We start from the raw sequence: 24,392 nt of genomic DNA, 5'->3' as shown, positions 1-24,392 counted from the left end.
CCCCTACCCTCACTCCACCGTCACCGACTTAGCCAGATTTCTTGGCTTATCCACATCCGTCCCACGCGCACACGCCGTGTGATACGCCAGCAACTGCAGCGGTACGACGTGAAGGATCGGCGACAACAATCCGTAATGCTCGGGCATCCGGATCACATGTATCCCTTCCTCGCTGACGATTTTCGTGTCCGCATCCGCGAACACATAAAGCTGACCGCCCCGCGCGCGCACTTCCTGGATATTCGATTTCAGTTTCTCGAGCAGAGTATCGTTCGGCGCGACCGTCACCACTGGCATCGCCTCGGTCACCAGAGCCAGCGGCCCGTGCTTCAGCTCACCCGCCGGATAAGCCTCTGCATGGATATACGAGATTTCCTTGAGCTTCAGCGCACCTTCAAGCGCGATCGGATAATGCAGGCCGCGCCCGAGGAACAGAGCATTTTCCTTGCGTGAAAACTCTTCGGACCACGCAATGATCTGCGGCTCCAGTGCCAGCACGCTGTTGAGCGCCGCGGGCAAGTGCCGCAACTGTTTGATGAAATCCGCTTCCTGCGCCGCGCCCACATGGCCGCGCAGCTTGCCGAGCGTCACCGCCAGCGTGAACAGCGCCACCAGTTGAGTGGTGAACGCCTTGGTCGACGCCACGCCGATCTCGCGGCCCGCATGCGTCAGGAACGAGAATTCGGTCTGCCGCACCATCGCGCTCGTGCCGACGTTGCAGATCGCCAGCGTATGCTGATGCCCAAGCGCCTGCGCATGCTTCAACGCCGCGAGCGTGTCCGCCGTCTCACCCGACTGCGAGATCACCACCACGAGTGCCTTCGGATTCGGCACGGACTCGCGATAGCGATACTCACTCGCAATCTCGACCTGGGTCGGAATCTTTGCGATCGACTCCAGCCAGTACTTCGCGGTCAGCCCCGAGTAGTAGCTCGTGCCGCAGGCCAGAATCAGCAGGCTGTCGATGCCGCCAAACACCTTGCCCGCGCTCTCGCCGAACAGCGTTGCATCGAAGGTTTCGGTTTGCGGAATCGTGTCCGTGATCGCACGTGGCTGCTCGAAAATTTCCTTCTGCATGAAGTGACGATACGGCCCCAGCTCGACCGCGCCGCCATACGCTGCCACCTGACGCACTTCGCGCTGCACGTCGTGGCCATCACGGTCCGCAATGCGCACGCGTTCGAGCGTCAGCTCGCACACATCCCCTTCTTCGAGGAAGATGAAGCGCTCGGTGCTGCCGGCAAGCGCCAGCGCATCCGAGGCGAGGAAATTCTCACCGTCGCCAAGGCCAACGACGAGCGGCGAACCTTGCCGTGCACCCACCACCGTATGCGGCTGGTCCTTATGCAGCACCGCAATCGCATACGCACCGTGCAATTGCCGAACCGCGGCACGCACGGCGGCGAACAGATCGCCCTGATACAGGCTATGCACCAGATGCGCGATCACTTCCGTATCGGTCTGCGAGACGAATTCGTAGCCCTTGCCACGCAGCATCTCGCGCAGCGCTTCGTAATTTTCAATGATGCCGTTGTGAACGAGCGCCAGTGAATTACGCGAGAAAATCGGGTGCGCGTTGTCGGTGACCGGTGCGCCGTGCGTCGCCCAACGCGTATGCGCAATCCCGGTGACGCCTTCGAGGTGGCTCTCGTGCACCTGCTCATCCAGATCCGCCACCCGCGCGACGCTGCGCGCGCGACGTGGTTCGCCGTTGGCCAGCACGGCGACGCCGCATGAATCGTAGCCGCGATATTCGAGGCGACGCAGTCCTTCAATCAGGACGGGAACGATATTACGTTGCGCAACCGCGCCAACAATGCCGCACATAGATTGGGTCCTTTGCAGGGGTTTGGTCTCGGAGCGTGCAGTGGTCGCACGCAGGTGCCCTTCAGCTTTTCTTCTTGGTCGGGCGCACAAAGCCCGTCTTGCTCGTCTGCGTCTTGTCGTTGAGCACCAGCACATTCTCCGCAACGTCCTTCCAGATCGTCGTGCCCGCGGCAATCGTCACGCCGCGTCCGACCCGTACTGGCGCGACAAACTGCGTATCCGAGCCGACAAACACATCGTCTTCGATAATCGTGCGGTGCTTGTTCGCGCCATCGTAATTGCAGGTGATCGTGCCGGCGCCGATGTTCACGCGCGCGCCGACATCCGCGTCGCCGATGTAGGTCAGGTGACCCGCCTTCGAGCCGTGGCCGAGCACGGCATTCTTCACTTCGACGAAGTTGCCGACATGCGACTCGTCCTGCAGCGACGCCCCGGGACGCAGCCGGGCATACGGCCCAAGCCCCACGTTCGCGCCAATTTCGGCGCCTTCGATATGCGTGAACGCTTCGACCCGCGTGCCCGCGCCGAGCGTCGCATCGCGGATCACGCAGTTCGGCCCGATCGACACATTGTCCGCCAGCGTCACGCGCCCTTCGAACACGCAGTTCACGTCGATCGACACATCGCGCCCGCATTCAAGCGTGCCGCGCACGTCGATACGCGCCGGATCAGCCAGCGTCACGCCCGCCACCAGCAAGGCTTCGGCGATGTTGTGCTGGTGAATCCGCTCAAGCTCTGCCAACTGCTGCTTGCTATTGACGCCCAACGTTTCCCACTCTTCGTCCGGCTGTGCCGTGACGACTTCGAAACCGGCTTCGATCGCGCGCTCGACCACATCGGTCAGATAGAACTCGCCCTGCGCGTTGTCGTTCTTCAGCGAGGCGAGCCACATGCCGAGTTGTGCGGTCGGCGTCACGACGATGCCGGTGTTGATCTCGGCGATGCGCAACTGTTCAGCCGTCGCGTCCTTCTGCTCGACGATTCGCACCACGCAGCCGGTCTGGTCGCGCACGATGCGCCCGTACCCTGACGGATCGTCGAGCGTCACGGTGAGGACGCCGTAGCAGCCTTCAGCGGCACTGTCGACCAGCCGTTTGAGCGTGCTTGCCCGCGTGAGCGGCACGTCGCCATACAGCACCAGCGTCGACACCGTGGGATCGAGCAGCGGCAAGGCCTGCTGCACCGCGTGCCCGGTGCCGAGTTGCTGCTCCTGCACGGCAAACAGGACGTCGGGCGCCGCCACTGCTGCGCGCACGGCTTCGCCGCCATGGCCCACTACCACCACGAGGCGGGTGGGCTTGAGCGTACGGGCAGTATCGATAACGTGAGACAGGAGCGGCCGGCCGGCCACGGGATGGAGCACCTTGGGCAGCGCAGAGCGCATGCGCTTACCGGTGCCTGCCGCCAAAATCACAATGTTCATGGCATCGGCGAGGGGAGGAGTTTGGAGCGGACGATTCTAGCATGCGCCTCATGACGGCCAATCAGCCGTCACGGCGCACGCCAGCGGCGCGAGCCCGGAAGCGTCGGGCTTCCGGGTTTATTGAGGACGCTAAAGAACCGGAAGAACCCGGGTCACTTCACAGATCGTCAAATTGCACAATCGAAATCGGCTTCGAACCATTGAGCGTCAAGCCGTCGCTGGCGTCGGTAGAGCACGGCTCTTCGTCGAAGGCGATGTCGCCCTGCGGATCGGCCTCGCCCGTTGCGCGCAGACCGGCGAACGGGAACAGCTTGTGATCCATCAGATGCGACGGCACGATGTTCGACAGCGCGTTGAACATATTCCCGACGCGGCCCGGGAAGCGCTTGTCCCAATCGCGGATCAGCGCCTTCATTTCCGCGCGCTTCAGATTGGGCTGGCTGCCGCACAGGTTGCACGGAATGATCGGAAATTCGCGCAATTCCGCGTATTTCTCCAGATCCGTTTCCTTCACGTAGGCGAGCGGCCGGATCACAATGTTCTTGCCGTCATCCGATTGCAGCTTCGGTGGCATGCCCTTCAGCTTGCCGCCGTAGAACAGGTTCAGGAGCAGCGTCTGCAGGATGTCGTCGCGATGGTGACCCAGCGCGATCTTGGTCGCGCCCAGTTCGCCCGCCACGCGGTACAGGATGCCGCGCCGCAGCCGCGAGCACAGCGAACAGGTGGTCTTGCCTTCCGGCACCAGCCGCTTGACGATGCTGTAGGTGTCCTGATTCTCGATGTGGAACGGGATGTCCAGTTGCTTCAGGTATTCCGGCAGCACGTGCTCCGGAAAGCCCGGCTGCTTCTGGTCGAGGTTCACCGCGACGATGTCGAAGTGAATCGGTGCACGTTCGCGCAGGCGCATCAGCACGTCGAGCATGGCGTAGCTGTCTTTGCCGCCCGACAGGCACACCATCACCTTGTCGCCTTCCTCGATCATGTTGAAGTCGCCGATCGCCTGACCGACGAGGCGCGCGAGGCGCTTGAAGAGCTTGTTGTTCTCGTACGCCTCTTTCTGCTCGCGGCGCGTGAGCGCGGGCTTGGCGGGGCGATCGGCGGTCGCGGCGGCTATCGTTGCTTCAGCTGCCGTGGGCTGCGGAGTCTCCGCGCTCAGGATTTCGGGAGCGTTCATGGCTCAATCCTCCTTGATACGGAAGACTTCGACGCCGACCGCATCGCAATCCGGGTACACGTCCGGCTTTTCCGTAGACACGCGAGCCGCGCGCACCTGCGGATGGGCGAGCAGCGCGGTCAAGAGATCGTCGCAGAGCGTTTCCTGCAGATGGATGTGACCCCGCTCGACGCGGCGCGCGATGGTGGCACGCATGAAGTCGTAGTCGACGACTTCGCGCAGCTTGTCTTCGACGGGGGTCGACAGCGCGAGCGGCACGTACAGTTCGACGTTGATCACGACGCGCTGCTCGCCGCGCTTTTCGAAGTCGTGCACGCCGATGTTGATGTGCACTTCGTAGTTGCGCAGAAAAAGCCGGCGGCAATCGGCTAGCCGGGGGTGCGAAAGAGCGGCAAACATGGTCGTTCCAATCTAAAAAGGCGTGCGGAGCACGCAAGGGGGCGCTTCAATGCACGACGGCCTCCAAGGCCGCGCGCGTTCAGGCGCCCGTCAAAAACATCACGTCGCGCGGGGACGGCACCAGGTGCTGACCACCGTCGACGACCAGCGTCGTCCCGGTCACGCCCGCCGCTTCGGCCAGATACAGCGCGGCGGCAACAATATCCTCGGGCCGCGACGCACGGCCGAGCGGGGTGACACGATGCGCCGCCTCAAAGCCTTCCGGCGTCTGATCGCCCGACTGCAGCGTCAGACCGGGCGCGAGGCCCACCACGCGCAGCTTCGGCGCCAAAGCCTGGGCGAGCGCGACGGTGGCTGTCTGCAACGCCGCCTTGGACAGCGTGTAGGACAGGTAGTCCGGGTTCATGTTGTACAGCTTCTGGTCCAGCACGTTGATGACGACGGCGCGCTGCGTTTCGTCGCTGCGCGCGGCTTCCGGCGTGGCCTCGTACAGCATACGCGCCAGCACGAGCGGCGCGCCGACATTAGCGGCCATATGGCTCAGCAGATGCTCATAACTGACGTTCTGGGCGGTATCTTCGTCGAACTGGGAAGCATTGTTGACGATACATACCGGCCGGCCAAGCGCCGCCGTGCAGTCCGGCACGAGCTGGGCGACCTCGGCCTCGATGGCCAGGTCCGCCTGCAGCGCAACCGCCCGGCGTCCGAGCGCGGCGATTTCGGCGACCACCTCGTCCGCTTCGGCCTTCGATTTCCCGTAATGGACGGCGACGTCCCAGCCCCGGCTGGCAAAGCCAAGCGCGAGGGCGCGGCCGATCCGCCGGGCGGCGCCGGTGATCAGCACGACCCGCGCGACGGCGGCCGGACGGGCGTGGACTGCGGAAGTATCGGAGGGGACGGTCATTTACAATACGCGGATGAATCCGAAAGCTCACCAACCCGACAGTTTACCTGCTCCCGGCCCGACCGCGCTTGCGCAGTCGGAAGCGCTGGCTGAGCGGATCCGCACGGAGATCGCGCAAGCCGGCGGCTGGCTGCCGTTTGACCGCTATATGGAGCGCGCCTTATACGCGCCGGGACTGGGCTACTACGGCGGTGGATCGGTCAAATTCGGCCGCCGACCGGAGGATGGCAGCGACTTCGTCACGGCGCCGGAACTGTCGCCGCTGTTCGCCGCGACGCTGGCCCGACCGGTCGCGCAGGCACTCGAGGCGAGCGGCACGCGGCACCTGATGGAATTCGGCGCCGGCACGGGCAAGCTTGCGGCGGGCCTGCTGAAGGCGCTGGATGCACTGGGCGCGCAGTTCGACACGTACTCGATCGTTGATCTGTCGGGCGAACTGCGTGAACGCCAACGCGCGACGCTCGAGGCTGAGGCGCCGGCGCTGGCCGCGCGGGTGCGCTGGCTGGACGCGCTGCCGGAGCAGTTCGAGGGGGTCGTGATCGGCAACGAAGTCCTGGACGCGATGCCGGTGCGGCTTTTCTCTCATACCGACGGCGTCTGGCACGAGCGCGGCGTGACGTTGCGCGAGGGTGATTTTGACTTTGAAGACCGGCCGGTGAGCGCAGCACAGGACGTGGAATTTCTGACGGGCATCGAAGTGGACGGCGAGTACGTCACGGAGACGCACGACGCGGCGCGGGCCTTTACGCGGACGATCTGCACGATGCTGACGCGGGGCGCGGCGTTGTTGATCGACTATGGTTTTCCGCGCCATGAGTACTACCATGCGCAGCGTGCGCAGGGGACGTTGATGTGTCACTACCGGCATCGTGCGCATGGTGATCCGTTTGTTTATCCGGGTTTGCAGGACATTACGGCGCACGTGGAGTTTACGGGGATTGCCGAGGCGGGCGTCGAGACGGGGGCGGATTTGTTGGGGTATACGTCGCAGGCGCGGTTTCTTCTGAATGCCGGAATTACTGAAGTGTTGGGTGAGATTGACCCTGCGGATACGGCGCGGTTTTTGCCGGCGGCTAATTCGGTGCAGAAGTTGTTGTCAGAGGCGGAGATGGGTGAGCTGTTCAAGGTGATTGCGTTTTCGCGGGGCATTGAGGAGACACTCGATGCGTTTGCGAGCGGGGATCGGACGCATACCTTGTGAACACGTTCGTGTGGGTTGGCAGTTCCGTTGGGTTCACTTCCGTTGGGGGCTCGCGATGATTCGGTGGTTGTTGACTACGTTTATCGCCGTGGCCATTCTGTCGTCGTGCTGGCCCTGGCTGCGTAAGCTTGGGATTGGGCGGATGCCCGGGGATGTGACTCTTCGGTTGTTCGGGAAGGAGTATCCGTTTCCGTTTATGTCTACGCTTGTTTTGTCTATGGTTTTGTCGTTGATAGCGCGGGTGCTGTAAGTTTATTTTGCCTGCGCGGCGCTATGGTTGGTGTTCCTACGGCGTTGGCCTTTCCTTGCTTTGTTAGTGGTTTATTAGCTTCGCCCCTGTGCGGGGCGGCACTCACTTTCTTTGCCGCCGCAAAGAAAGTAAGCAAAGAAAGCGGGCTGCAACCGCCAGCCTGTAGTCAGCCATCTCGGTCTTCGACCGGAAACGGCCCAACACGAGACGTGCCCTCGCACCACCCGCGTTCGTGACACAGCACTCATCCGTTCCAGCGTCGCGCTGCGCGCCCCGCCGAAGGGCATAATCCGCATCTTGATGTACTCATCCTGTCGCGCCGATATTTAGGTTTGCGAACTTTCTCTCATATGACTTCGCCAGCTCCCACTCGCATCCCACCATTAGTAAATCCATCGGCCGCGCATGCAAAAAAAACCTACTCCCCAAAAGCCGCAGCAACAACCCTCACCCTCTCCCGATGCACAGCATCCTTAATGAGCGAAGGCTTATCAGCAAGAGCAAGCGCAACGGCTCCAGCATCAACAGCCCGCGCAGCGACAAGACCGATACGAAGCCGTTCAGCCTGCGGATACTCCCTCGCCTCAAACCCTAACCGCCCACGCGCATCGGCCTCACAAGCCTGAAGAGCCTCAGCAAACCGCGCAGGTTTCCTAAGCGCATCACAGCGCTCAAACAACCGCACAACGCCAGCGGCACCCATCTCCATCACCCGATGAATATTCCCATGCTCCCGTGCAACGAGAACCGCCAAATCCCGACACTCATTCGGCACCCGCAACCGTTCGCACAACGGCTTGAGCAAATCCACACTGCGCCCTTCATGCCCAATGTGCCGCGGCAACACATCCTCCGGCGTGGTCGCTTTACCCAGATCATGCGTCAGCGCAGCAAACCGTACCGCCAACGCATACCCCCGCGCCGCGGCATGATCCACCACCATCATCACATGCACACCAGTATCCACCTCCGGATGATAATCAGCCCGCTGCGGCACGCCCCACAACGCCTCGATCTCCGGCAAAATCCGCGCAAGCGCGCCGCACTCACGCAACACCTCAAACATCCGCGACGGCCGCGCCTCCATCAAGCCGCGTGACAACTCCTGCCACACCCGCTCCGGCACCAGTGCATCCACCTCGCCCGCACTCACCATCTTGCGCATCAGTTCCAGCGTCTGCGGCGCCACCGTGAAATCGGTGAAGCGCGCGGCAAACCGCGCGACGCGCAAGATCCGCACCGGATCCTCAAGGAACGCATCGCTGACGTGGCGGAAGACGCGCGCCTGCAAGTCACCCTGTCCATTGAACGGATCGATCACCGGCCCGGTCAGCGTGCCATCCGGCAGCACCTCGCGCGCCATCGCGTTGATCGTCAGGTCGCGCCGGGCCAGATCCTCCTCCAGCGTCACGTCCGGCGCGTAGAAGAACTGGAAGCCGTGGTAGCCCGCCGCCGTCTTGCGCTCGGTGCGTGCCAGCGCGTATTCCTCGTGCGTCTGCGGGTGCAGAAACACCGGAAAATCCTTGCCCACCGGACGGTAGCCTTGCGCCACCATCTGCTCAGGCGTCGCGCCCACCACCACGTAATCGCGGTCCTGAACCGGCACGCCCAGCAACTCGTCGCGGATCGCGCCGCCTACCGCGTAGATATTCATGCGCACCTATCGTAGACAGGGATCGCGTGGCTCTCGCGCCGCGCGTCCTCAATCCACGCGTGCACGGCCGGCAGTTCCGTCACGCGTCGGGCGTACGCCGCCGCTGTTTCAGACAGCGCCGGTTTCCATGTGTTGAAGCGCATCACCACCGGTGCATACATCGCATCCGCAATGCTGAACTCGCCGAACAAAAATGGGCCGCCGTACTGCTCGACGCAACCGCTCCAGATCGCATCGATCCGCGCAATATCGGCGAGCGCGCCCGGCGTCGCACCCATGCCCGCGAACGACGCACGAATGTTCATCCACATGTTCGAGCGCATCTCGCCAAAGCCCGAATGCATCTCGGCACTGATGCTGCGCGCGTGGCCACGCGCCACCGGATCACGCGGCCACAATGCATGCTGCGGGAAACGCTCAGCCAGCGTCTCGGCGATCGCTAGCGAATCCCACACCGACAGCCCCTCGTCCGTAGCGAGACTAGGCACTTTGCCCGAAGGCGAATGCGCAAGGATCGCGGCTTTTGAGCCGGCTTCATACATCTCGACACACACTTCCTCGAACGGAATGCCGAAGTGCTTCAACAGCACCCACGGACGCATCGACCACGACGAATAGTTCTTGTCACCAATAACGAGTTTCATGCCTGATAGAGAAAGAAATGGACAACAGAGAATTCAACGCCCGGCGTTGGCACGGAAAGTATTGAAGCGCGAGCGGGTCGACGCGCCGGTCAGATACACGGGCGCAATTGTCTCGATGCTGGCCGGCTCAATGCCCAGTTCAGGCGCAAGCGGACCACTCAGCACGCTCGGCATCTTCATCGAATCCAGATTGTCGCGCGAGATCAAGGGCTCGCCCGGCGCCATTTCGAAGGTGAACGCCTGCAGCCGCGCCAACGCATCCGGCAGCCGGATGATCCGTGCGTGACGCCCGATCGCATCGCCACAGTACTTCACCAGTTGCTCCAGCGTGTAGACGGTCGGGCCGCCCAGTTCGTAGCTGCGGCCACTGGCGGCATCGAGATCGAGTACGTTTACGATCGCCTTCGCGACATCGGCGACGAACACCGGCTGGAATTGCGCATCCGGGCTCGCCAGCGGAATCACCGGGAAGACCCGTTGCAAAAACGCGAACTGGTTGAGGAACGTGTCCTCCGGTCCGAACACGACCGAAGGCCGGAAGATCGTCGTGGCGAGCGTGGATGCGCGCACCGCCTTTTCGCCATCGCCTTTGGAGCGCAAATACATGCTCGGACCATTCGTGTCGGCGCCGAGCGCGCTGATATGGATCAACCGGTGCACGCCCTTGCCTTCGCATGCGGCCACGATCTTCGTCGGCAACTCGACGTGCACCTTCGCGAACTCGGGGCCATACGGTGTGCCGCGACCGCCATGCAGCGTACCGACGAGGTTGATCACCGCGTCGGCGTTCTCGACGAAGCGCGCGAGCTGGACCGGATCGAACACGTCGGTTTCGATCACGTCGATGGGCAGCAGGGTGAGATGACGCGCGTTGTAGCGGCGGCGCGTAGCAATGCGCACGTCTTTGCCGAGCTCGACGAGCGCGTTGACGAGATGGCTGCCGATGAAACCGGAGCCGCCGATGATCGCAATGGCTTGATGTCGCATTTCCGACTCCCTGGTGGAAGCCGCGGCAACGGCTGGAGTGAGGTGCCGCCGCGTGGCACGCGGCGGCACGACGCTTACGGCGCGATATAACCCAAACGCGCCTTCAGCGATTGCGGACGGCCTTCGAACAGTGCCGCGTAGTAGACCGTGTTGGACAGCACATTCTTGACGTAGTCGCGGGTTTCGTTGAACGGGATCGTCTCCGCGAAGACCGCTCCCTCAACCGGGTGCGCGAGCCCTTCCCGCCATGCCTTCGGACGGCCCGGACCGGCGTTGTAACCGGCGGTGGCAAGCACGGCGGACCCGTCGAACTGATTGTAGATCATCGACAGGTAGTTGGTGCCGAGCAGGATGTTCGTGTTGATATCGTTCATCTGCTCGCGCGAAATCGGACCGAGGCCGATCTTCTTCGCCACCAGTTGCGCGGTGCCCGGCATCAACTGCATCAGGCCGCTCGCGCCCACTTCGGAGCGCGCATTCATGATGAAGCGCGATTCCTGGCGGATCAGCCCATACGCCCACTCGACATCGAGCCCGTTCGTCTGCGCATCGCGCTCGACGATGTCGCGGAACGGCGACAGGTAGCGCAGCGAGAAATCGTGCTCGGTCTTCGTGCGGTCCGCCGTGTTGACGGTGCGGTCATACAGTTCGAGACGGCGCGCGTACTCGGCCACCGCCAGCAGTTGCCGGTCGGTCATGCTGCGCAGCGGCCAGTTCCATTCGCGATTGCCTTCGAGCCGCAGGTTCATCTGATAGAAGCGTTGCGCGAGCGCGAGACCCGGCGTGTTCGCCGCCTGCTGCACTTCCGCGTCGGACACCATGGTTTTCGGCGGGACCGTGATCTTCTGGCCCAGTTCTTCCGTGGCGAGCTGGCCGTAGAAGTTGTAGCCCGAAGCGATCTGGGTGAATTCCTGGTTGGCCTGCGTGGTGTCGCCTGCCTCCTTGAGCGCGCGCGCGTGCCAGTAGACCCATGACGGCTGGCTGCGCAAAGCGGCCGGCATCTGCTCGATCGACCAGCGCACCATCGTCCAGTCGCCGGCCAGCAGCGCGCTGCGGGTACGCCATTCATATGCCGGGTTCGACAGCAACGGCGCGTTCGCCGACAGCCGGTACCAGTCCACTGCGGTCGGCATCTGCTTGGCCGCGGCCTGATAGGCAATCGTACCCCAGCCGATCGCCCGCTCAGGCGAACTCAGCGATGGCGCCACGGAGGCGAAGGTGGCCGCGGCCATCGCCGGGTCGTTGCGCGCCATGCGTGTGATCGCCAGCAAGGCCAGTTGATGCGACTGCGAATCGGGCCCGACACCACGCGCCAGCAGCAACGGCGGCGTGCTCGCCGCCTGGTCGAACAGGACCGGGTCGGGGCGCTGGTTGCCGAGCGCATCGACCAGTTTGCTGCCGACATTTGTGTAGTTCTGTTCATAAGCGAGGCGAATCTGTTGCCAGACGTCGTCCGCGCTGAACTGCTGTTTCAGGGCGAGCGCCGTGATCAGATCGACGCAACCGTCGCCATACCACTTCGGCTCCACCAGCAGCGCATGTGCTGCATCCGCCACGTTCTCACCACGAGCGGCGCGCGATTCGAGCGCGTAGCACTTGACCTGCGTGTCGTCGTTGAGCACGAAGCGCGCATATTGCTGGTCGAAGTTGTTCCAGTCATGACGCGCGCCGAGCACCACCAGGTAGTCGTTGCGCAGCCGGTCGGCGATCGCCTGGCCGTCGTACTTCTGAAGGAACGACAGCACCGGCGCGTCCGGCGTATCGACTTGCGGATGCCCGCTCGAATCGAACAGTTGCGGCTTGAGCTGGAAGTACTCCACATAGCCCGGAGCCGGATAGTCCGGAATCATCGCCGCCAGTTGCGCTGCGCGTGCAGGATCGTTATTGCGCGCTGCCTCACGGAGCTGCACAAAAATCTGGTCGTCGTTGGAGAGTTGCGAAAGGGGGACGGGCTTGACGGCCGAAGCCGTGCTGCAAGCGACGAGTGCTGCAGCGGCAAGCGCAAGACCTGCCGCGCGATATACTCGAAAAAGGCGTTTTGACATCGTTGTTTCTGGAGCGCGAATTGAACCAAAGCATAGCACGCAACCCCATTCCGGAATCGAAAAACGCGCTCCGTAAAACGCTGCTGGAAACACGTCTGCATGCGGCTCTCGGGCCTGCCGGGACGGAGGCGTTGAGCCGCCGATTGCTCGATGCGCTCAAACGTTACGAGCCGGCGTGTGTCGGGTTTTACTGGCCACTGCCGGGCGAGTTCGATGCACGTGCCGCGATCGCCATCTGGCTGGCGCCCGGTTTGCACCGGCAAGCGAGTCTGCCCGTGGTCAGGAAGCGTGGCGAAGCGCTGGAGTTCCATGCGTGGGCGCCCGATACGCCGATGAAAATCGGTCATCACCGGATTCCTGAGCCAGCCGAGGAAGTGGTCGTGGTGCCCGACCTGCTGTTCGTGCCGTGCGTCGGCTTCGATGCCGACGGCTATCGGTTAGGTTATGGCGGCGGCTACTACGATCGCACGCTCGCGACGTGGCCCGGCAAGATGAAACCCATCACCGTCGGCGTGGCCAACGAAGCCTGCCGCACCGACGCGCTGCGGCGCGAAGCCCACGACATCCCGCTCGACATGGTCGTCACCGAGGCGGCCTGCTATCCGGAGCAAGGCCAGCAAGGTTAGCAAAGCGGGAGAGCCTCAAGGCGTGTGAAATTAAAAAGTTAAAGCGGAGTTAAAGTGGAGTTACAGCGACGCCGCCGCCCGCGCCGCCGTGTCATACAGCCCTGAAGCGTTACGCATCAACTGCGCGGCCTCGCCGATCTGCTCATTCGTCAGGCCGCTCTCCTTGAGCGTGGCTATCAGGCAGCTTTCGCGCACCTCGCGGTACTTGAGACACAGATCGCGCCCGGATTGCGTCGCCGAGAAGAACACTTCCTTGCCGGTCTTTTCGCTTTTTACATACCCTCTAGCTACCAGCTTCTTCAAAGCGTAGGTGGCAACGTGAGTGTCTTCGATGTTCAGCACGAAGCAGATGTCGGCGAGTTTCTTGCGGCGCTCGCGATGGCTGACGTGGTGCAGCAGCGACACCTCGATGGCGGTCATGTCCTTTTCGCCCGCCGCCGACATGCAACGCACCATCCAGCGATTGAACGCGTTGCTCGCCATGATGAGTCCGTACTCCAGCTCGGACAGCTCCGCGCTTGTTTCAGAAACAAGATGTTCCGAGGAGACGATTTTGGTCGGTTGACGCGACATGACAGGTGTTCTCAATGCACGAATAGAGGTGCACGAAGTGTACGACGAGCGCCTCTTTTTGGGTGCCTGGCAAAAACGCTTATTGATAAATTGTCGATATTTTATTGAGAATGTAGGCTATACATCATGGATGACGCTCCTGGTGCCGATAACCAGTTATGAGCGGTGCCCTTGCCACCTTGGCAAGGTTTCCGATCCAACCTGAATGAATCAGCGATGACGCAACCACGAATCTTTCAGTTCGGCGATGCCGCGCTAGTGTGCGAGGCGCCCGCGCCAGCCACGCTCGACTGCCAGCGGCGCGTCTGGGCGGCCGCCGAGGCGGCGCACGCCTGGCCGCATGTGCTCGAGGTCGTGCCCGGCATGAACAACCTGACCATCGTGTTCGATCCGCTGGCAGCGGATAGCGCGGCGCTCGCCGGCCAGTTGCTGGCGGCGTGGGATGCCGACGGTGCAGCGTCGGTCGGCGGCCGCGAGGTCGAGATTCCGGTGCAGTACGGCGGCGAGTTCGGCCCAGATCTGCAGACCGTGGCCAGTCACACCGGGCTGTCGGCGAAAGAGGTGGTCAACCGCCATGCGGCAGGCGAGTACATCGTGTTCTTTCTCGGCTTTCAGCCCGGCTTTGCCTATATGGGCGGGCTCGACAAAGCGCTGCACACGCCGCGCCGCTCGTCGCCACGAGTCGAAGTGCCGGCGGGCTCGGTCGGCATCGGCGGGGAGCAGACCGGCGTCTACCCGGCCACGTCGCCGGGTGGCTGGCAACTGATCGGCCGTACCTCCGTCCCTTTGTTCGATCCGGCGCGCTCGCCGCCCACCCTGCTGCAGCCGGGCGACCGGGTGCGCTTCACCGTGGCGGGGATAGCGGCATGATCGACGTGATTCGCGCGGGTCTTTTGACCACGGTTCAGGATCTTGGCCGACATGGCTACCGGCACCTCGGCGTGGCGATGAGCGGCGCGCTCGACCGGCTCTCGCTCGAGGTCGGCAATCGCCTCGTCGGCAACCGGCCGGATGCTGCCTGCCTCGAGATCACCTTTGGGCCGACCGTGCTACGCTTTCTGCGCGCTACCCGGATCGCGATCACCGGCACCGAATTCGGCGCCACACTTGATGGCAAACCGGTCTATTCGTGGTGGAGCCTGCCGGTGCGAGCCGGCCAGGAGTTGACGCTGCAGGCGGCGAAGCGCGGCATGCGCGGCTATGTCTGCATCGCCGGCGGAATCGATGTACTGCCGATGCTCGGCTCGCGCAGCACGGACCTCGCCGGCCAGTTCGGCGGCCTCGGTGGCCGGGCGCTGCGCGACGGCGACCGCTTGCCGGTCGGCGCGCCGGCGCCGCGCGCGGGCTTCGGCTTTAGTCCGCAAGCGCCTGAGTTCGGCGTGAAGGCGCCTGCCTGGTGCAAGTTCGTGCTCGTTCACGAGCCGCTGCGCCGCGGCCGGCACCCGTCCGGTGTGCCTTGGGCCGCGCCCATCCGCGTGCTGCCAGGGTCTGAATACGATCAGTTCCCGGCAAGCGCTCAAGAGGCATTCTGGTCGGACGAATGGCTCGTCACGCCGAACAGCAACCGCATGGGGTACCGGCTTGCCGGCACGGAGCTCAAGCGCAAGCACAAGACCGACCTGCTGTCGCACGCGGTGATGCCGGGCACGATCCAGGTGCCGCCGAATGGCCAGCCGATCGTGCTGTTGAGCGACGCGCAGACCACCGGCGGTTATCCGAAGATCGGCGCGGTGATCCAGGCCGATCTGTGGAAGCTCGCCCAGGTGCGCCTGAACGGCGCGATCCGCTTTATCCCGACGACGCCTCAAGAGGCGCGTCAGGCTTTACTCGAAGAACGGGCGTATCTGCGGCAGATCGACGCCGCGATCGCGATGCATGAGGAACGCTGTGCACGCCAGCCGGCGCTAGCAGCGTTGTAAGACCAAGTAGAGGACATTATGGAAATCGATTTGAATGCCGATCTCGGCGAGGGTTGTGGATCCGACGAAGCGCTGCTCGACCTCGTCAGTTCGGCCAATATTGCGTGCGGCTGGCACGCGGGCGGCGCCAATGCGATGCACGACTGCGTCCGCTGGGCTGTCAAAAAGGGCGTGTCGATTGGCGCGCATCCGAGCTTCAACGATCCGGAGAACTTCGGCCGCAAGGAAATGGACCTGCCCGCCAACGAGATTTACGCCGGCGTGCTGTACCAGTTGGGCGCGCTCTCGGCGATCGCCCAGGCCGAAGGCGGGCGCATCGCGCACGTCAAGCCGCACGGCGCGCTCTACAACCAGGCCGCGCGCGACCCGAAGATCGCCGATGCGATCGTATCCGCGGTGCATGATTTCGATCCGTCGGTGGCGGTGTTCGCTCTCGCCAACAGCGGGCTCGTGACGGCCGCCCGGGAAGCCGGCCTGATCGCCATCGAGGAGGTCTTCGCCGACCGTGGCTATCGCTCCGACGGCTCGCTCGTGCCGCGCAAGGAGCCCGGCGCGCTGCTCGACGACGAAGAAGAGGTGCTCGAACGCACCCTTGCGATGGTGCGCGAGCAACGCGTGCAGGCTGTCGACGGCCGCTGGGTGCCGCTCAACGCGCAGACCATCTGCCTGCATGGCGACGGGCCTCATGCGCTGGCGTTTGCGCGCCGCATCCGCGCCGCGCTCGAGAGCGCCGGCATCGAAGTGCACGCGGCCAACGCCGCGCGCGCCTGAGCCGAAGCGCCCCGCGCAACGGTCAGCCACAGAGCAAGCAACGCCCCGCCCCGCGCGGGGCGTTTGCCAGGTGCGGTACGAAAACGCAGTGAACGGACGCGGCCATCCAGAGCCGCGCATAGCAAGACGGCGCACGGCATACCGAAGCGCCGCCTCACGTTAGCCGCCATCAGCGGCAAGGTTAGCAACCCTGTTTGGAGATCCTGATGCAGACAGCAGTCAATCTATGGCCGCTTATCGGCGTGGCCGTGATCATCATCGGTTTTGTGTTGCGCTTCAATCCGATGCTGATCGTGGCCGTTGCCGCTATCGTCACCGCGCTGGCCGCGCACTTCCCGCCAGAGAAAATCCTCGCCGCGATCGGCACGGGCTTTATCAAGACCCGCAACATTCCGTTGATCATCCTGCTGCCGCTCGCCGTGATCGGCCTGCTGGAACGGCACGGTCTGCGTGAGCGGGCTCAAACATGGATTGCCAGCATCAAGGCAGCCACCGCCGGGCGTCTCCTGATCGTCTACCTGCTGGTGCGCGAGCTGACGGCAGCGGTCGGCCTGACCGGCCTTGGCGGCCATCCGCAGATGGTGCGCCCGCTGATCGCACCAATGACCGAAGGCGCCGCCGAAAGCCGCTACGGCAAGCTCACCGATGCCGTGCGCTACCGCTTGCGCGCCTTCGCCGCGGCGACCGACAACGTGGGCCTGTTCTTCGGCGAAGACATCTTCGTGGCCTTCGGCGCCATCGTGCTGATGACCACCTTCCTGCGCGAAGCGGGTATTGAGATCGAACCGATTCACGTCGCCGTGTGGGGCATCCCTACGGCCATCTGCGCATTCCTGGTTCACGGCTTCCGGCTTTATCTGCTCGATCGCAAGCTCGACCGTGAACTGCGTGGCAACGCCGCCTCGAAAGCGGCCGCGCAAACCTCATCGGCGACGGGAGATCAGGCATGACGCTCACCATCAACTACCTGTTCTGGCTGGTAGGCATCGTGCTGCTCATGATCGGCGGCATGATCCTCACCGACAAGGAACATCCCCGTCGCCTCACCGCCGGCGGTTTCTGGATTCTGTACTCGCTGGTGTTTCTGATCGGCGACCTGCTGCCGCCCTCGGTAGTCGGCCTGCTGGTGATCGTGATGGCGCTGATCGCCGGGTTCGGCGGCGTGACAGCGGCCAAACCCAAAGTGTTGTCGCTGGAAGCCCGCCAGGCGAGCGCCAAACGCCTTGGCAACAAGCTGTTCATTCCCGCGCTGACGATTCCGGTGGTCACCGTCGTGATCACGCTGGCGGCAAGCCATCTGATCTTCGGCGGTACGCCGCTGATCGAGCAGAAGAACGTCACGCTGATCGGCTTCGGGATCGGCTGCGTGATCGCCCTCGCGGTGGCCTGCGTGATGACGCGAGACACGGTCGGCCAGTCGATGAAGGAAGCACGCCGTCTCGTCGATGCGTTGTCGTGGGCCGCGGTGCTGCCGCAGATGCTCGGCATGCTGGGCCTCGTGTTCTCCGATGCGGGTGTCGGCAAAGCGGTCGCGCACGTGACGACCGCCTATATCAACCTGGACTACCGGTTCGTCGCGGTCGCCGTGTACTGCATCGGCATGGCCGTATTCACGATGGTGATGGGCAACGGCTTCGCCGCATTTCCGGTGATGACGGGCGGCGTGGGCGTGCCGATTCTGGTCGGCGTCTTCCACGGCAACCCGGCCGTGATGGTCGCGATCGGCATGTTCTCCGGCTACTGCGGCACATTGATGACACCAATGGCGGCGAACTTCAACATGGTGCCCGTCGCGTTGCTCGAACTGCCGGACAAGAACGCCGTGATCAAAGTGCAGGTGCCGACGGCACTGACGATGCTGGTGATCAATATCTTTTTGCTGAACTTCCTGATGTTCCTGTAGCGGGCTGCGCGACCGGCCTGACGCGTCTTTTTGCGATACGCCGGCGCCCCACGAGCACCCGCTGCGACGACCTGCCGCGCTAAATTAGGATATGTCTGATCGAAGCGGGAAGGCCTGAGACCTAAGCTGGTGGACGTCATCTCATCCACCAGCCGGCGCGCGCAGCACGCGTGCGCCGGCGCTCTGAAGCAGGTTCTCATGGAACAGCATGCTCATACCGGTGATGCGCGCCACGACGCAGTCTCACCGTCATACCTCACCGCCCTTGTCGCCAATGCGCTCCACGCGCATCGCTCAGGTCAGCTCGAACAGGCCGCGCCGCTCTATCAGGAAGCGCTGGCGATCAACCCGATTCACACGGAAGCGCTGCACTACTACGGCGTGCTGCAACACCAGCGGCGCCAGCACGCGGCCGCGGCCGACCTGCTGGATCACGCCCTCCAGCTCGAACCCACCGACGCCGTCTGCTGGAGCAACCGCGGCCTCGTCGCCGCCGCGCTCGGACGGCACGAAGAAGCGCGCCGCTGCTATTGGCAGGCGCTGCAACTGCATGCAAATTTCCCTGACGCGCGCAATAACCTCGGCGTGACCTTGCAGGCGCAAGGCGACCTGGAAGGCGCCGTGCATCAGTACCGTCAGGCGCTGGTGCTCAATCCTTCGCTGGTCGACGCGCATCTGAATCTGGGCACCGCGCTCACCAAACTCGACCGGTACGACGAGGCGTTGGCTTGCTACGAGCAGGCGCTATCGCTCGATCCGAATTCGGCCGATGCGCACTTCAATGCCGGCAACGCGATGACGGCGAAAGGCGACAGCGCCGCGGCCATCGTCCACTTCCGGCGCGCCCTTGAACTGCGGCCCGATTTTGCCAACGCGCACGTCAATCTGGGCAGCGCCGTCGGCAAGCTGGGCGACTATGCCGAGGCCGAACAGCACTATCGTCGTGCCGTCGCACTCAAGCCTAATCCCACCAATCTGGTATGCGTGGGCGGTTCGCTGGGCGCGCAAGGCCGCCTCGACGAAGAGGAAGTGTTCTATCGCCGCGCGCTCGAGCTTGATCCTCACTACGTCGACGCTCATCAGAATCTCGCGTGGACGCTGCTCAAACGTGGCGACTACGCGCAAGGCTGGGCGGAATACGCGAAACGCTGGCGTCCACATGATTACGCGGCGATTGCGATCGAAGGCGTGCCGGAATGGCATGGCGAACCGCTCGAAGGACGCACGATCCTGCTGGTCGGCGACCAGGGCTTTGGCGATCAATTGCAGTTCGTGCGATTTGCCAGCGAGCTTGCGAAGCTCGGCGCAACGGTCGACGTATGTGTCCGTGAGCCACTGCTGCCGCTAACGCGGGGAGTGGCCGGCGTGCATCGCGCATGGAGCAGCGGCAAGGCCGAGGGCCGTTACGATTTCTGGGCCCCGTTGATGAGCGTGCCGTCGTGCATCGGCACCGAACTGTCAACAGTTCCTGCGGACGTGCCGTATCTGTTCGCTGACGAAGCCAAAGTGGAAATGTGGCGCGAACGCGTAGACAAGGCCGCCGGCTCGCGACGCAAGATTGGCCTGGTGTGGGCCGGCAGCCCGACCTTCGGCAATGACCGCTATCGGTCGATGCGTTTCGAAGATCTCGCGCCGCTCGCCAAGGTCGAAGATGTTGCGTGGTTCTCCTTGCAGAAAGGGCCGTCTCAGGCGCAACTTGCCGACACGCCGAATGACGCCGAGCCGCGCGATTTCACTGCCGAACTGCACGATTTCTCGGACACCGCCGCGCTGGTCATGAATCTGGATCTCGTGATTGCCGTGGACACCGGCGTTGCGCACCTGACGGGCGCACTAGGCAAGCCGGTCTGGGTGATGCTGCCGGCGAACTCTGACTGGCGCTGGCTGGAACACCGCAGCGATTCGCCCTGGTATCCAAACGCGCGTCTGTTCAGACAGTCTGTGCTGGGCGACTGGGCACCGGTGGTTGATAGCGTGGCAGAGGCGTTGCGCTAGACATACGCGCTCACCCCGACACCACCACAAACCCTTGCTGCCGCAACAACTGCAGCACGCCCTTCGGGCCGCCGAGATGCAACGCACCGACGGCTACGAATACCGGCTTGTTCGGCCCGGCAATCAAGAGCATCCGCGCGACGAAACGCCGGTTCCGTTCGTACACGATCTTGTTGTCAACCGAGTCGGACACCCGCTTGTTGCGCGCCAGCACTTCGGACTTGGCCGCCTGCCACGCGGCGATCGCGTCCGCATCACCCACCTGCCAGAGCCGGTGCAAGGTCTGCACATCCGCGAGGTTGCCGGCAGGCGGCTGCACCAGATCCTGCGCCAGCATCTCGCGCTGCTGCGCCGACGAGAGGCTCGTGAACGCGCGCATCTGCTCCCCAAGCGTCTCGAGCCCGACAATCTTGCCGCGGGTGCGCAGATAGACATTCTGCAACTGCGCCTCAGTGCCGTATTCCGTCTGCAATCCTGCACTTAAAGAATCGTAGGTTTCGACCAGCAGCGAAGCGAGCCAAGGCCGCATTCTCTTGATCTCGTCGAGCGCAGCCGGATTGTCGCGCAGCCGGACTTCGAGCTTATGCCATAGCGATTCCGGCAAATACTTCGGCAGGCACGCGCTCCGGCACACGCCGTATTTCGACACGTCGTCCTGCGACACCAGCAAGTCGTCAGGTGACAGTTCCAGCGCGAGAGTGGGCGACGCCGCGAGCGCGGCCAGAATCTGCGGCCGGAACGGCTGGTTCGCCGGATAGTCGGCCGGATCGCCGACATGCAACGTGCCGAGTATGTAGATGGTGGTCGTGCCGCGCGTCGCGACATAGAACGGCATATGCGCCGGCTGCGTACGCACCGGACCGCTCGCCGTGTTGCCCGAGTTCGCAGGCGGAGGATTGAAGCCGGGTAAGGTGGCGCGCGGCTGGCCAGGCGCACCGGGCACGGCAGGCACCGGCAGCGCCGGCCGCCCGCTTTGTGCAGGCGTATTCGCGGCCGCGCCCGCAGCGTAAGCCGTGGCGACAGGCCAAACAGAACCGGATGAGACGCAAGCGAGCGCGGTGCATCCCAGCAGCCACGCTCGCCAGCGCCGCGCGAAAACGGCGCGACAGCCGCCTTCACGCAAGCGGCGCGCAGGACGACGCGCCGCCAACGCTTCAGGCATCCATGTCCCCCACCTCCTCAGCGCGGTGGCATGACACCTGACGTCCATCCACTTCACGCAGCTTTGGCTCCTCGCTGCGGCAGCGCTCGATCGCATACGGGCAACGCTGATGGAACGTGCAGCCCGACGGCGGATTGAGCGGCGATGGCATCTCGCCTTGCAGCTTGATCTTGATGCTGCGATCCGCCTCGAAGATCGACGGCGTCGCCGACATCAACGCCCGCGTGTACGGATGGCGCGGATTCGTAAAGATCCGTTTCTTGTCGCCCAGTTCGACCACGCCACCGAAGTACATCACCATCACATCGTCGGCAATGTGCTCCACCACCGACAGGTTGTGCGAGATGAACACGTAGCTGGTCTTGAACTGCTCCTGCAGGTCCATGAACAGATTCAGGATCTGCGCCTGGATCGACACGTCGAGTGCGGATACAGGCTCGTCAGCGACGACGATCTGCGGATCGAGAATCATCGCGCGCGCGATCGCTACGCGCTGGCGCTGACCGCCCGAGAACATATGCGGATAGCGTTTGGCGTGCTCAGGCCGCAGACCGACGGTGCGCATCATCTGCGCGATCCGCTCGGCGCGTTCGCTGGTACTCAACTGCGTGTTGATGGCGAGCGGCTCGCCAAGCGTCTGCTCGACGGTCTTGCGCGGATTGAGCGAGGCAAATGGATTCTGGAACACCATCTGCACGCGCCGGCGCAACGCCGCAACCTTCGCGTGATCGGCCCCGGCCACATCTTCGCCGTCGATCAGGAGACGGCCGGCCGTCGGACCTTCGATCATCGTCAGCTGACGCGCGAGCGTCGACTTGCCGCAACCGGATTCGCCGACCACGGCCAGCGTCTTGCCGCGGTCGAGCGAGAACGACACGCCGTTCAATGCCTTCACGGTGCCATGACCGAACATGCCGCGGCGCACCGAGTAGTGCCGCGCCAGCTGATCGGCGACCAGCACGTGATCGCCCGCCTGACCCGTCTGGCGGCGCGTTTCGGGTACTGCATTCATCGTGCGCCTCCGTGAGTGTGGACGTTCGCGTCGCCGGTGAGGTTCAGCGGCTTGATACAGCGTACTCTGGTTGTCTCCGCATGACCTTGCAACGGCGCCAGCGCGGGCCGCGCCTTGGTGCAGTCGTCCACCACGTACTTGCAGCGCGGCGCGAACAGACACCCTTTCGGCCGGTCATCGCGCCCCGGCACCATGCCCGGCAACGCCGCCAGACGCACCGCGCCGACATTGTGCTCGGGAATCGCCGCCAGCAACGCTTCCGTGTACGGATGATGCGGCGCGGCGAAGATATCCGGCACCTTGTTCGTCTCGATCACCTCGCCGGCATACATCACGGCCACACGTTGCGCGACTTCCGACACCACCGCCAGATCGTGCGAGATCAGCACGAGCGCCATGCCGCGTTCCTTCTGCAGTTTCACCAGCAGCTCCATGATCTGCGCCTGGATCGTCACGTCGAGCGCGGTGGTCGGCTCATCGGCAATCAGCAGCTTCGGATTGCAGGCGACCGCCATCGCGATCATCACGCGCTGATTCATCCCGCCGGACATCTGGTGCGGAAACGACATGATGCGGTTCTTTGCATCCGGAATGCCGACTTGGTCGAGCAGTTCGAGCGCGCGCTGATGCAGCGCAGCACCGCGCAGCCCTTCGTGCAGCTTCAGCACTTCCTTGATCTGGTAGCCGACCGTATAGCTCGGATTCAGACTGGTGAGGGCGTCCTGGAACACCATCGCGATGTCTTTGCCGATGATCTTGCGGCGCTCCTTGGGTGAGGCTTTCAGCAGATCCTTGCCGTCGAAGGTGACCTCGTCGGCACTGACCTTGCCCGGCGCGTCGATCAGACCCATCAGGGCCATCATCGTGACGCTTTTGCCCGAGCCTGACTCGCCCACCACGCCGACCACTTCGCCCTGCGCCACGTCGAGGTTGATGCGGTCGACAGCGGGCAAGCCGTTGAAGTCCACCGCCAGGTTGCGGATGGTTAGTAAGTTCGTCATATCACGCCATCCGCTTCAGTTTGGGGTCAAGCGCGTCACGTAGCCCGTCGCCTAGCAGGTTGATCGCCAGCACCGAGATCACGATAGCGAGGCCCGGCAACGTCACGATCCACCACGCGTTGTCGATATAGTCGCGTGCCGACGCGAGCATCGCGCCCCACTCCGCCGCCGGCGGCTGTACGCCGAGGCCGAGGAAACCGAGCGCAGCCGCATCGAGAATCGCCGAGGAAAAACCGAGCGTTGCCTGCACGATGAGCGGTGCCGTGCAGTTGGGCAGCACCTGCGAGAACATCAGACGCAGCGTGCCCGCGCCTGCAACCCGCGAAGCCGTCACGTATTCCTTCTGCAGCTCGCCAAGCGCCGAGGCGCGCGACAGACGCACATAGCCGGGCAACGCCACGATCGCAATCGCGAACATTGTATTGAAGAGCCCCGGCCCGATGATGGCGACCACCGCCACCGCGAGCAGCAGCGACGGCAGCGCGAGCAGCACGTCCATGATGCGCATGATCGGCGTATCAGCCCACTTCTCGAAGAAGGCGGCAATCAAGCCGAGCACAACACCCGGAATCAGCGCCAGCACGACCGAGACGAAGCCGATCCAGAACGACAGGCGCGCGCCGTACATCAGGCGGGACAACATATCGCGGCCCGCTTCGTCGGTGCCGAGGATGAACTTCCAGTTGCCGCCGTCGAGCCAGGCGGGCGGGATCTTCACGTAGTCGCGGTATTGCTCGATCGGGCTGTGCGGCGCGATCACCGGCGCGAAGATCGCGACGAAGACCAGCAATAACACGATCACGCCGGCCGTCACCGCGCCGCGGTTACGCGAGAAGTTTGCCCAGAACTCGCGGGCGGCCAGTGCGCGCCCACTGGGCGGCGTCACTGCGGTGGGGACTGTGTTTTGTATATCAGCCACGGT

Annotated in this window: 23 protein-coding genes; 9 read left to right on the top strand and 14 right to left on the bottom strand. The window is 63.7% G+C overall.

Translation table 11 applies throughout. The features are described from left to right. Positions 1 to 9 precede the first annotated feature (9 nt). The 5 genes from glmS to P3T40_RS04945 all read right to left on the bottom strand — a co-directional run bounded on the left by glmS (position 10) and on the right by P3T40_RS04945 (position 5,727). Entirely contained in the window at positions 10 to 1,827 is a 1,818-nt protein-coding gene (glmS, locus tag P3T40_RS04965) for a glutamine--fructose-6-phosphate transaminase (isomerizing) (protein ID WP_429266554.1), read from the bottom strand. Between the two features lie 61 nt (positions 1,828 to 1,888). After that, on the bottom strand, positions 1,889 to 3,250 hold the full coding sequence (gene glmU / locus P3T40_RS04960) for a bifunctional UDP-N-acetylglucosamine diphosphorylase/glucosamine-1-phosphate N-acetyltransferase GlmU (RefSeq protein ID WP_429266553.1): 1,362 nt from the start codon (positions 3,248 to 3,250) through the stop codon (positions 1,889 to 1,891). 157 nt (positions 3,251 to 3,407) lie between these two features. Next, a complete protein-coding gene (ttcA, locus tag P3T40_RS04955; RefSeq protein ID WP_429266552.1) occupies positions 3,408 to 4,424 on the bottom strand; it encodes a tRNA 2-thiocytidine(32) synthetase TtcA in 1,017 nt (338 codons plus the stop codon). A 3-nt stretch (positions 4,425 to 4,427) separates the two neighbouring features. Further along, the gene (locus P3T40_RS04950; protein ID WP_429266551.1) at positions 4,428 to 4,823 is read right to left on the bottom strand and encodes a dihydroneopterin aldolase; all 396 of its coding nucleotides are present in this window, start codon (positions 4,821 to 4,823) and stop codon (positions 4,428 to 4,430) included. Positions 4,824 to 4,902: 79 nt separating this feature from the next. Beyond that, positions 4,903 to 5,727 carry an SDR family oxidoreductase gene (locus P3T40_RS04945; RefSeq protein ID WP_429266550.1) on the bottom strand — a complete coding sequence of 275 codons (825 nt, stop codon included), beginning with the start codon at positions 5,725 to 5,727 and terminating at the stop codon, positions 4,903 to 4,905. A 13-nt stretch (positions 5,728 to 5,740) separates the two neighbouring features. Between P3T40_RS04945 and P3T40_RS04940 the strand changes: the two genes are divergently transcribed. Together P3T40_RS04940 and P3T40_RS04935 are read left to right on the top strand one after the other, a co-directional pair. Continuing rightward, complete coding sequence (locus tag P3T40_RS04940) at positions 5,741 to 6,928, top strand: class I SAM-dependent methyltransferase (protein ID WP_429266549.1); 1,188 nt, start codon at positions 5,741 to 5,743, stop codon at positions 6,926 to 6,928. Positions 6,929 to 6,983: 55 nt separating this feature from the next. Next, positions 6,984 to 7,178: a DUF2905 domain-containing protein gene (locus tag P3T40_RS04935; RefSeq protein WP_429266548.1), complete on the top strand. Its 195-nt coding sequence runs from the start codon at positions 6,984 to 6,986 to the stop codon at positions 7,176 to 7,178. Positions 7,179 to 7,596: 418 nt separating this feature from the next. Here the strand turns inward: P3T40_RS04935 and P3T40_RS04930 are convergent, their stop codons facing one another. The 4 genes from P3T40_RS04930 to P3T40_RS04915 form a co-directional block, all read right to left on the bottom strand. Next, entirely contained in the window at positions 7,597 to 8,832 is a 1,236-nt protein-coding gene (locus P3T40_RS04930) for a multifunctional CCA addition/repair protein (protein ID WP_429266547.1), read from the bottom strand. Further along, positions 8,829 to 9,476, bottom strand: a complete 648-nt coding sequence (locus P3T40_RS04925; RefSeq protein WP_429266546.1) for a glutathione S-transferase family protein — start codon at positions 9,474 to 9,476, stop codon at positions 8,829 to 8,831. The genes P3T40_RS04930 and P3T40_RS04925 overlap by 4 nt, the downstream gene beginning before the upstream one ends. A 33-nt stretch (positions 9,477 to 9,509) precedes the next feature. Continuing rightward, positions 9,510 to 10,463 carry a complex I NDUFA9 subunit family protein gene (locus tag P3T40_RS04920; RefSeq protein ID WP_429266545.1) on the bottom strand — a complete coding sequence of 318 codons (954 nt, stop codon included), beginning with the start codon at positions 10,461 to 10,463 and terminating at the stop codon, positions 9,510 to 9,512. 74 nt (positions 10,464 to 10,537) lie between these two features. After that, on the bottom strand, positions 10,538 to 12,508 hold the full coding sequence (locus P3T40_RS04915; protein ID WP_429266544.1) for a transglycosylase SLT domain-containing protein: 1,971 nt from the start codon (positions 12,506 to 12,508) through the stop codon (positions 10,538 to 10,540). Between the two features lie 20 nt (positions 12,509 to 12,528). Between P3T40_RS04915 and P3T40_RS04910 the strand changes: the two genes are divergently transcribed. Continuing rightward, entirely contained in the window at positions 12,529 to 13,134 is a 606-nt protein-coding gene (locus P3T40_RS04910) for a 5-formyltetrahydrofolate cyclo-ligase (RefSeq protein WP_429266543.1), read from the top strand. A 60-nt stretch (positions 13,135 to 13,194) separates the two neighbouring features. On the opposite strand, the gene P3T40_RS04905 is transcribed toward P3T40_RS04910, so the two are convergent. Then, on the bottom strand, positions 13,195 to 13,707 hold the full coding sequence (locus tag P3T40_RS04905) for a winged helix DNA-binding protein (RefSeq protein ID WP_074301362.1): 513 nt from the start codon (positions 13,705 to 13,707) through the stop codon (positions 13,195 to 13,197). A gap of 216 nt (positions 13,708 to 13,923) precedes the next feature. Here P3T40_RS04905 and pxpB point away from each other — a divergent pair, with 216 nt between their 5' ends. From pxpB to P3T40_RS04875, 6 genes are all read left to right on the top strand, one after another. Then, positions 13,924 to 14,577, top strand: coding sequence for a 5-oxoprolinase subunit PxpB (gene pxpB, locus P3T40_RS04900; RefSeq protein WP_429266542.1), 654 nt, complete (start codon positions 13,924 to 13,926; stop codon positions 14,575 to 14,577). Next, on the top strand, positions 14,574 to 15,626 hold the full coding sequence (locus P3T40_RS04895; RefSeq protein ID WP_429266541.1) for a biotin-dependent carboxyltransferase family protein: 1,053 nt from the start codon (positions 14,574 to 14,576) through the stop codon (positions 15,624 to 15,626). Before pxpB ends, P3T40_RS04895 begins: the two co-directional genes overlap by 4 nt. Before the next feature lie 18 nt (positions 15,627 to 15,644). Next, complete coding sequence (gene pxpA, locus P3T40_RS04890) at positions 15,645 to 16,397, top strand: 5-oxoprolinase subunit PxpA (RefSeq protein ID WP_429266540.1); 753 nt, start codon at positions 15,645 to 15,647, stop codon at positions 16,395 to 16,397. Between the two features lie 206 nt (positions 16,398 to 16,603). Beyond that, positions 16,604 to 17,347: a DUF969 domain-containing protein gene (locus P3T40_RS04885; RefSeq protein ID WP_429266539.1), complete on the top strand. Its 744-nt coding sequence runs from the start codon at positions 16,604 to 16,606 to the stop codon at positions 17,345 to 17,347. Then, on the top strand, positions 17,344 to 18,300 hold the full coding sequence (locus tag P3T40_RS04880; protein ID WP_429266538.1) for a DUF979 domain-containing protein: 957 nt from the start codon (positions 17,344 to 17,346) through the stop codon (positions 18,298 to 18,300). The genes P3T40_RS04885 and P3T40_RS04880 overlap by 4 nt, the downstream gene beginning before the upstream one ends. Before the next feature lie 198 nt (positions 18,301 to 18,498). Next, positions 18,499 to 20,295 carry a tetratricopeptide repeat protein gene (locus tag P3T40_RS04875; RefSeq protein ID WP_429266537.1) on the top strand — a complete coding sequence of 599 codons (1,797 nt, stop codon included), beginning with the start codon at positions 18,499 to 18,501 and terminating at the stop codon, positions 20,293 to 20,295. 10 nt (positions 20,296 to 20,305) lie between these two features. Here P3T40_RS04875 and P3T40_RS04870 read toward each other — a convergent pair whose 3' ends face one another. Genes P3T40_RS04870 through P3T40_RS04855 form a run of 4 tightly spaced genes read right to left on the bottom strand, consistent with a single transcriptional unit; the run spans position 20,306 to position 24,389 of the window. Beyond that, positions 20,306 to 21,457, bottom strand: a complete 1,152-nt coding sequence (locus P3T40_RS04870) for a TraB/GumN family protein (protein WP_429266536.1) — start codon at positions 21,455 to 21,457, stop codon at positions 20,306 to 20,308. Then, on the bottom strand, positions 21,450 to 22,469 hold the full coding sequence (locus P3T40_RS04865) for a peptide ABC transporter ATP-binding protein (RefSeq protein ID WP_429266535.1): 1,020 nt from the start codon (positions 22,467 to 22,469) through the stop codon (positions 21,450 to 21,452). Before P3T40_RS04865 ends, P3T40_RS04870 begins: the two co-directional genes overlap by 8 nt. Continuing rightward, on the bottom strand, positions 22,466 to 23,470 hold the full coding sequence (locus P3T40_RS04860; protein WP_429266534.1) for an ABC transporter ATP-binding protein: 1,005 nt from the start codon (positions 23,468 to 23,470) through the stop codon (positions 22,466 to 22,468). Before P3T40_RS04860 ends, P3T40_RS04865 begins: the two co-directional genes overlap by 4 nt. Position 23,471: 1 nt before the next feature. Beyond that, positions 23,472 to 24,389 (bottom strand): ABC transporter permease subunit, encoded by a 918-nt coding sequence (locus tag P3T40_RS04855; RefSeq protein ID WP_429266533.1) that lies wholly within the window; start codon positions 24,387 to 24,389, stop codon positions 23,472 to 23,474. Positions 24,390 to 24,392 lie beyond the last annotated feature (3 nt).

Source organism: Paraburkholderia sp. EB58 (assembly GCF_050436665.1).
Taxonomy (GTDB): domain Bacteria; phylum Pseudomonadota; class Gammaproteobacteria; order Burkholderiales; family Burkholderiaceae; genus Paraburkholderia.
The sequence above is the reverse complement of the archived record's forward strand: the minus strand, read 5'-3'. Positions and strand labels throughout refer to the sequence as shown.

Bases quoted from the DNA above. Each gene is read 5' to 3' on its own strand.
- glmS (WP_429266554.1), bottom strand. From the start codon at position 1,827: ATGTGCGGCATTGTTGGCGCGGTTGCGCAACGTAATATCGTTCCCGTC.
- glmU (WP_429266553.1), bottom strand. From the start codon at position 3,250: ATGAACATTGTGATTTTGGCGGCAGGCACCGGTAAGCGCATGCGCTCT.
- ttcA (WP_429266552.1), bottom strand. From the start codon at position 4,424: ATGAACGCTCCCGAAATCCTGAGCGCGGAGACTCCGCAGCCCACGGCA.
- P3T40_RS04950 (WP_429266551.1), bottom strand. From the start codon at position 4,823: ATGTTTGCCGCTCTTTCGCACCCCCGGCTAGCCGATTGCCGCCGGCTT.
- P3T40_RS04945 (WP_429266550.1), bottom strand. From the start codon at position 5,727: ATGACCGTCCCCTCCGATACTTCCGCAGTCCACGCCCGTCCGGCCGCC.
- P3T40_RS04940 (WP_429266549.1), top strand. From the start codon at position 5,741: ATGAATCCGAAAGCTCACCAACCCGACAGTTTACCTGCTCCCGGCCCG.
- P3T40_RS04935 (WP_429266548.1), top strand. From the start codon at position 6,984: ATGATTCGGTGGTTGTTGACTACGTTTATCGCCGTGGCCATTCTGTCG.
- P3T40_RS04930 (WP_429266547.1), bottom strand. From the start codon at position 8,832: ATGAATATCTACGCGGTAGGCGGCGCGATCCGCGACGAGTTGCTGGGC.
- P3T40_RS04925 (WP_429266546.1), bottom strand. From the start codon at position 9,476: ATGAAACTCGTTATTGGTGACAAGAACTATTCGTCGTGGTCGATGCGT.
- P3T40_RS04920 (WP_429266545.1), bottom strand. From the start codon at position 10,463: ATGCGACATCAAGCCATTGCGATCATCGGCGGCTCCGGTTTCATCGGC.
- P3T40_RS04915 (WP_429266544.1), bottom strand. From the start codon at position 12,508: ATGTCAAAACGCCTTTTTCGAGTATATCGCGCGGCAGGTCTTGCGCTT.
- P3T40_RS04905 (WP_074301362.1), bottom strand. From the start codon at position 13,707: ATGTCGCGTCAACCGACCAAAATCGTCTCCTCGGAACATCTTGTTTCT.
- pxpB (WP_429266542.1), top strand. From the start codon at position 13,924: ATGACGCAACCACGAATCTTTCAGTTCGGCGATGCCGCGCTAGTGTGC.
- P3T40_RS04895 (WP_429266541.1), top strand. From the start codon at position 14,574: ATGATCGACGTGATTCGCGCGGGTCTTTTGACCACGGTTCAGGATCTT.
- pxpA (WP_429266540.1), top strand. From the start codon at position 15,645: ATGGAAATCGATTTGAATGCCGATCTCGGCGAGGGTTGTGGATCCGAC.
- P3T40_RS04885 (WP_429266539.1), top strand. From the start codon at position 16,604: ATGCAGACAGCAGTCAATCTATGGCCGCTTATCGGCGTGGCCGTGATC.
- P3T40_RS04880 (WP_429266538.1), top strand. From the start codon at position 17,344: ATGACGCTCACCATCAACTACCTGTTCTGGCTGGTAGGCATCGTGCTG.
- P3T40_RS04875 (WP_429266537.1), top strand. From the start codon at position 18,499: ATGGAACAGCATGCTCATACCGGTGATGCGCGCCACGACGCAGTCTCA.
- P3T40_RS04870 (WP_429266536.1), bottom strand. From the start codon at position 21,457: ATGCCTGAAGCGTTGGCGGCGCGTCGTCCTGCGCGCCGCTTGCGTGAA.
- P3T40_RS04865 (WP_429266535.1), bottom strand. From the start codon at position 22,469: ATGAATGCAGTACCCGAAACGCGCCGCCAGACGGGTCAGGCGGGCGAT.
- P3T40_RS04860 (WP_429266534.1), bottom strand. From the start codon at position 23,470: ATGACGAACTTACTAACCATCCGCAACCTGGCGGTGGACTTCAACGGC.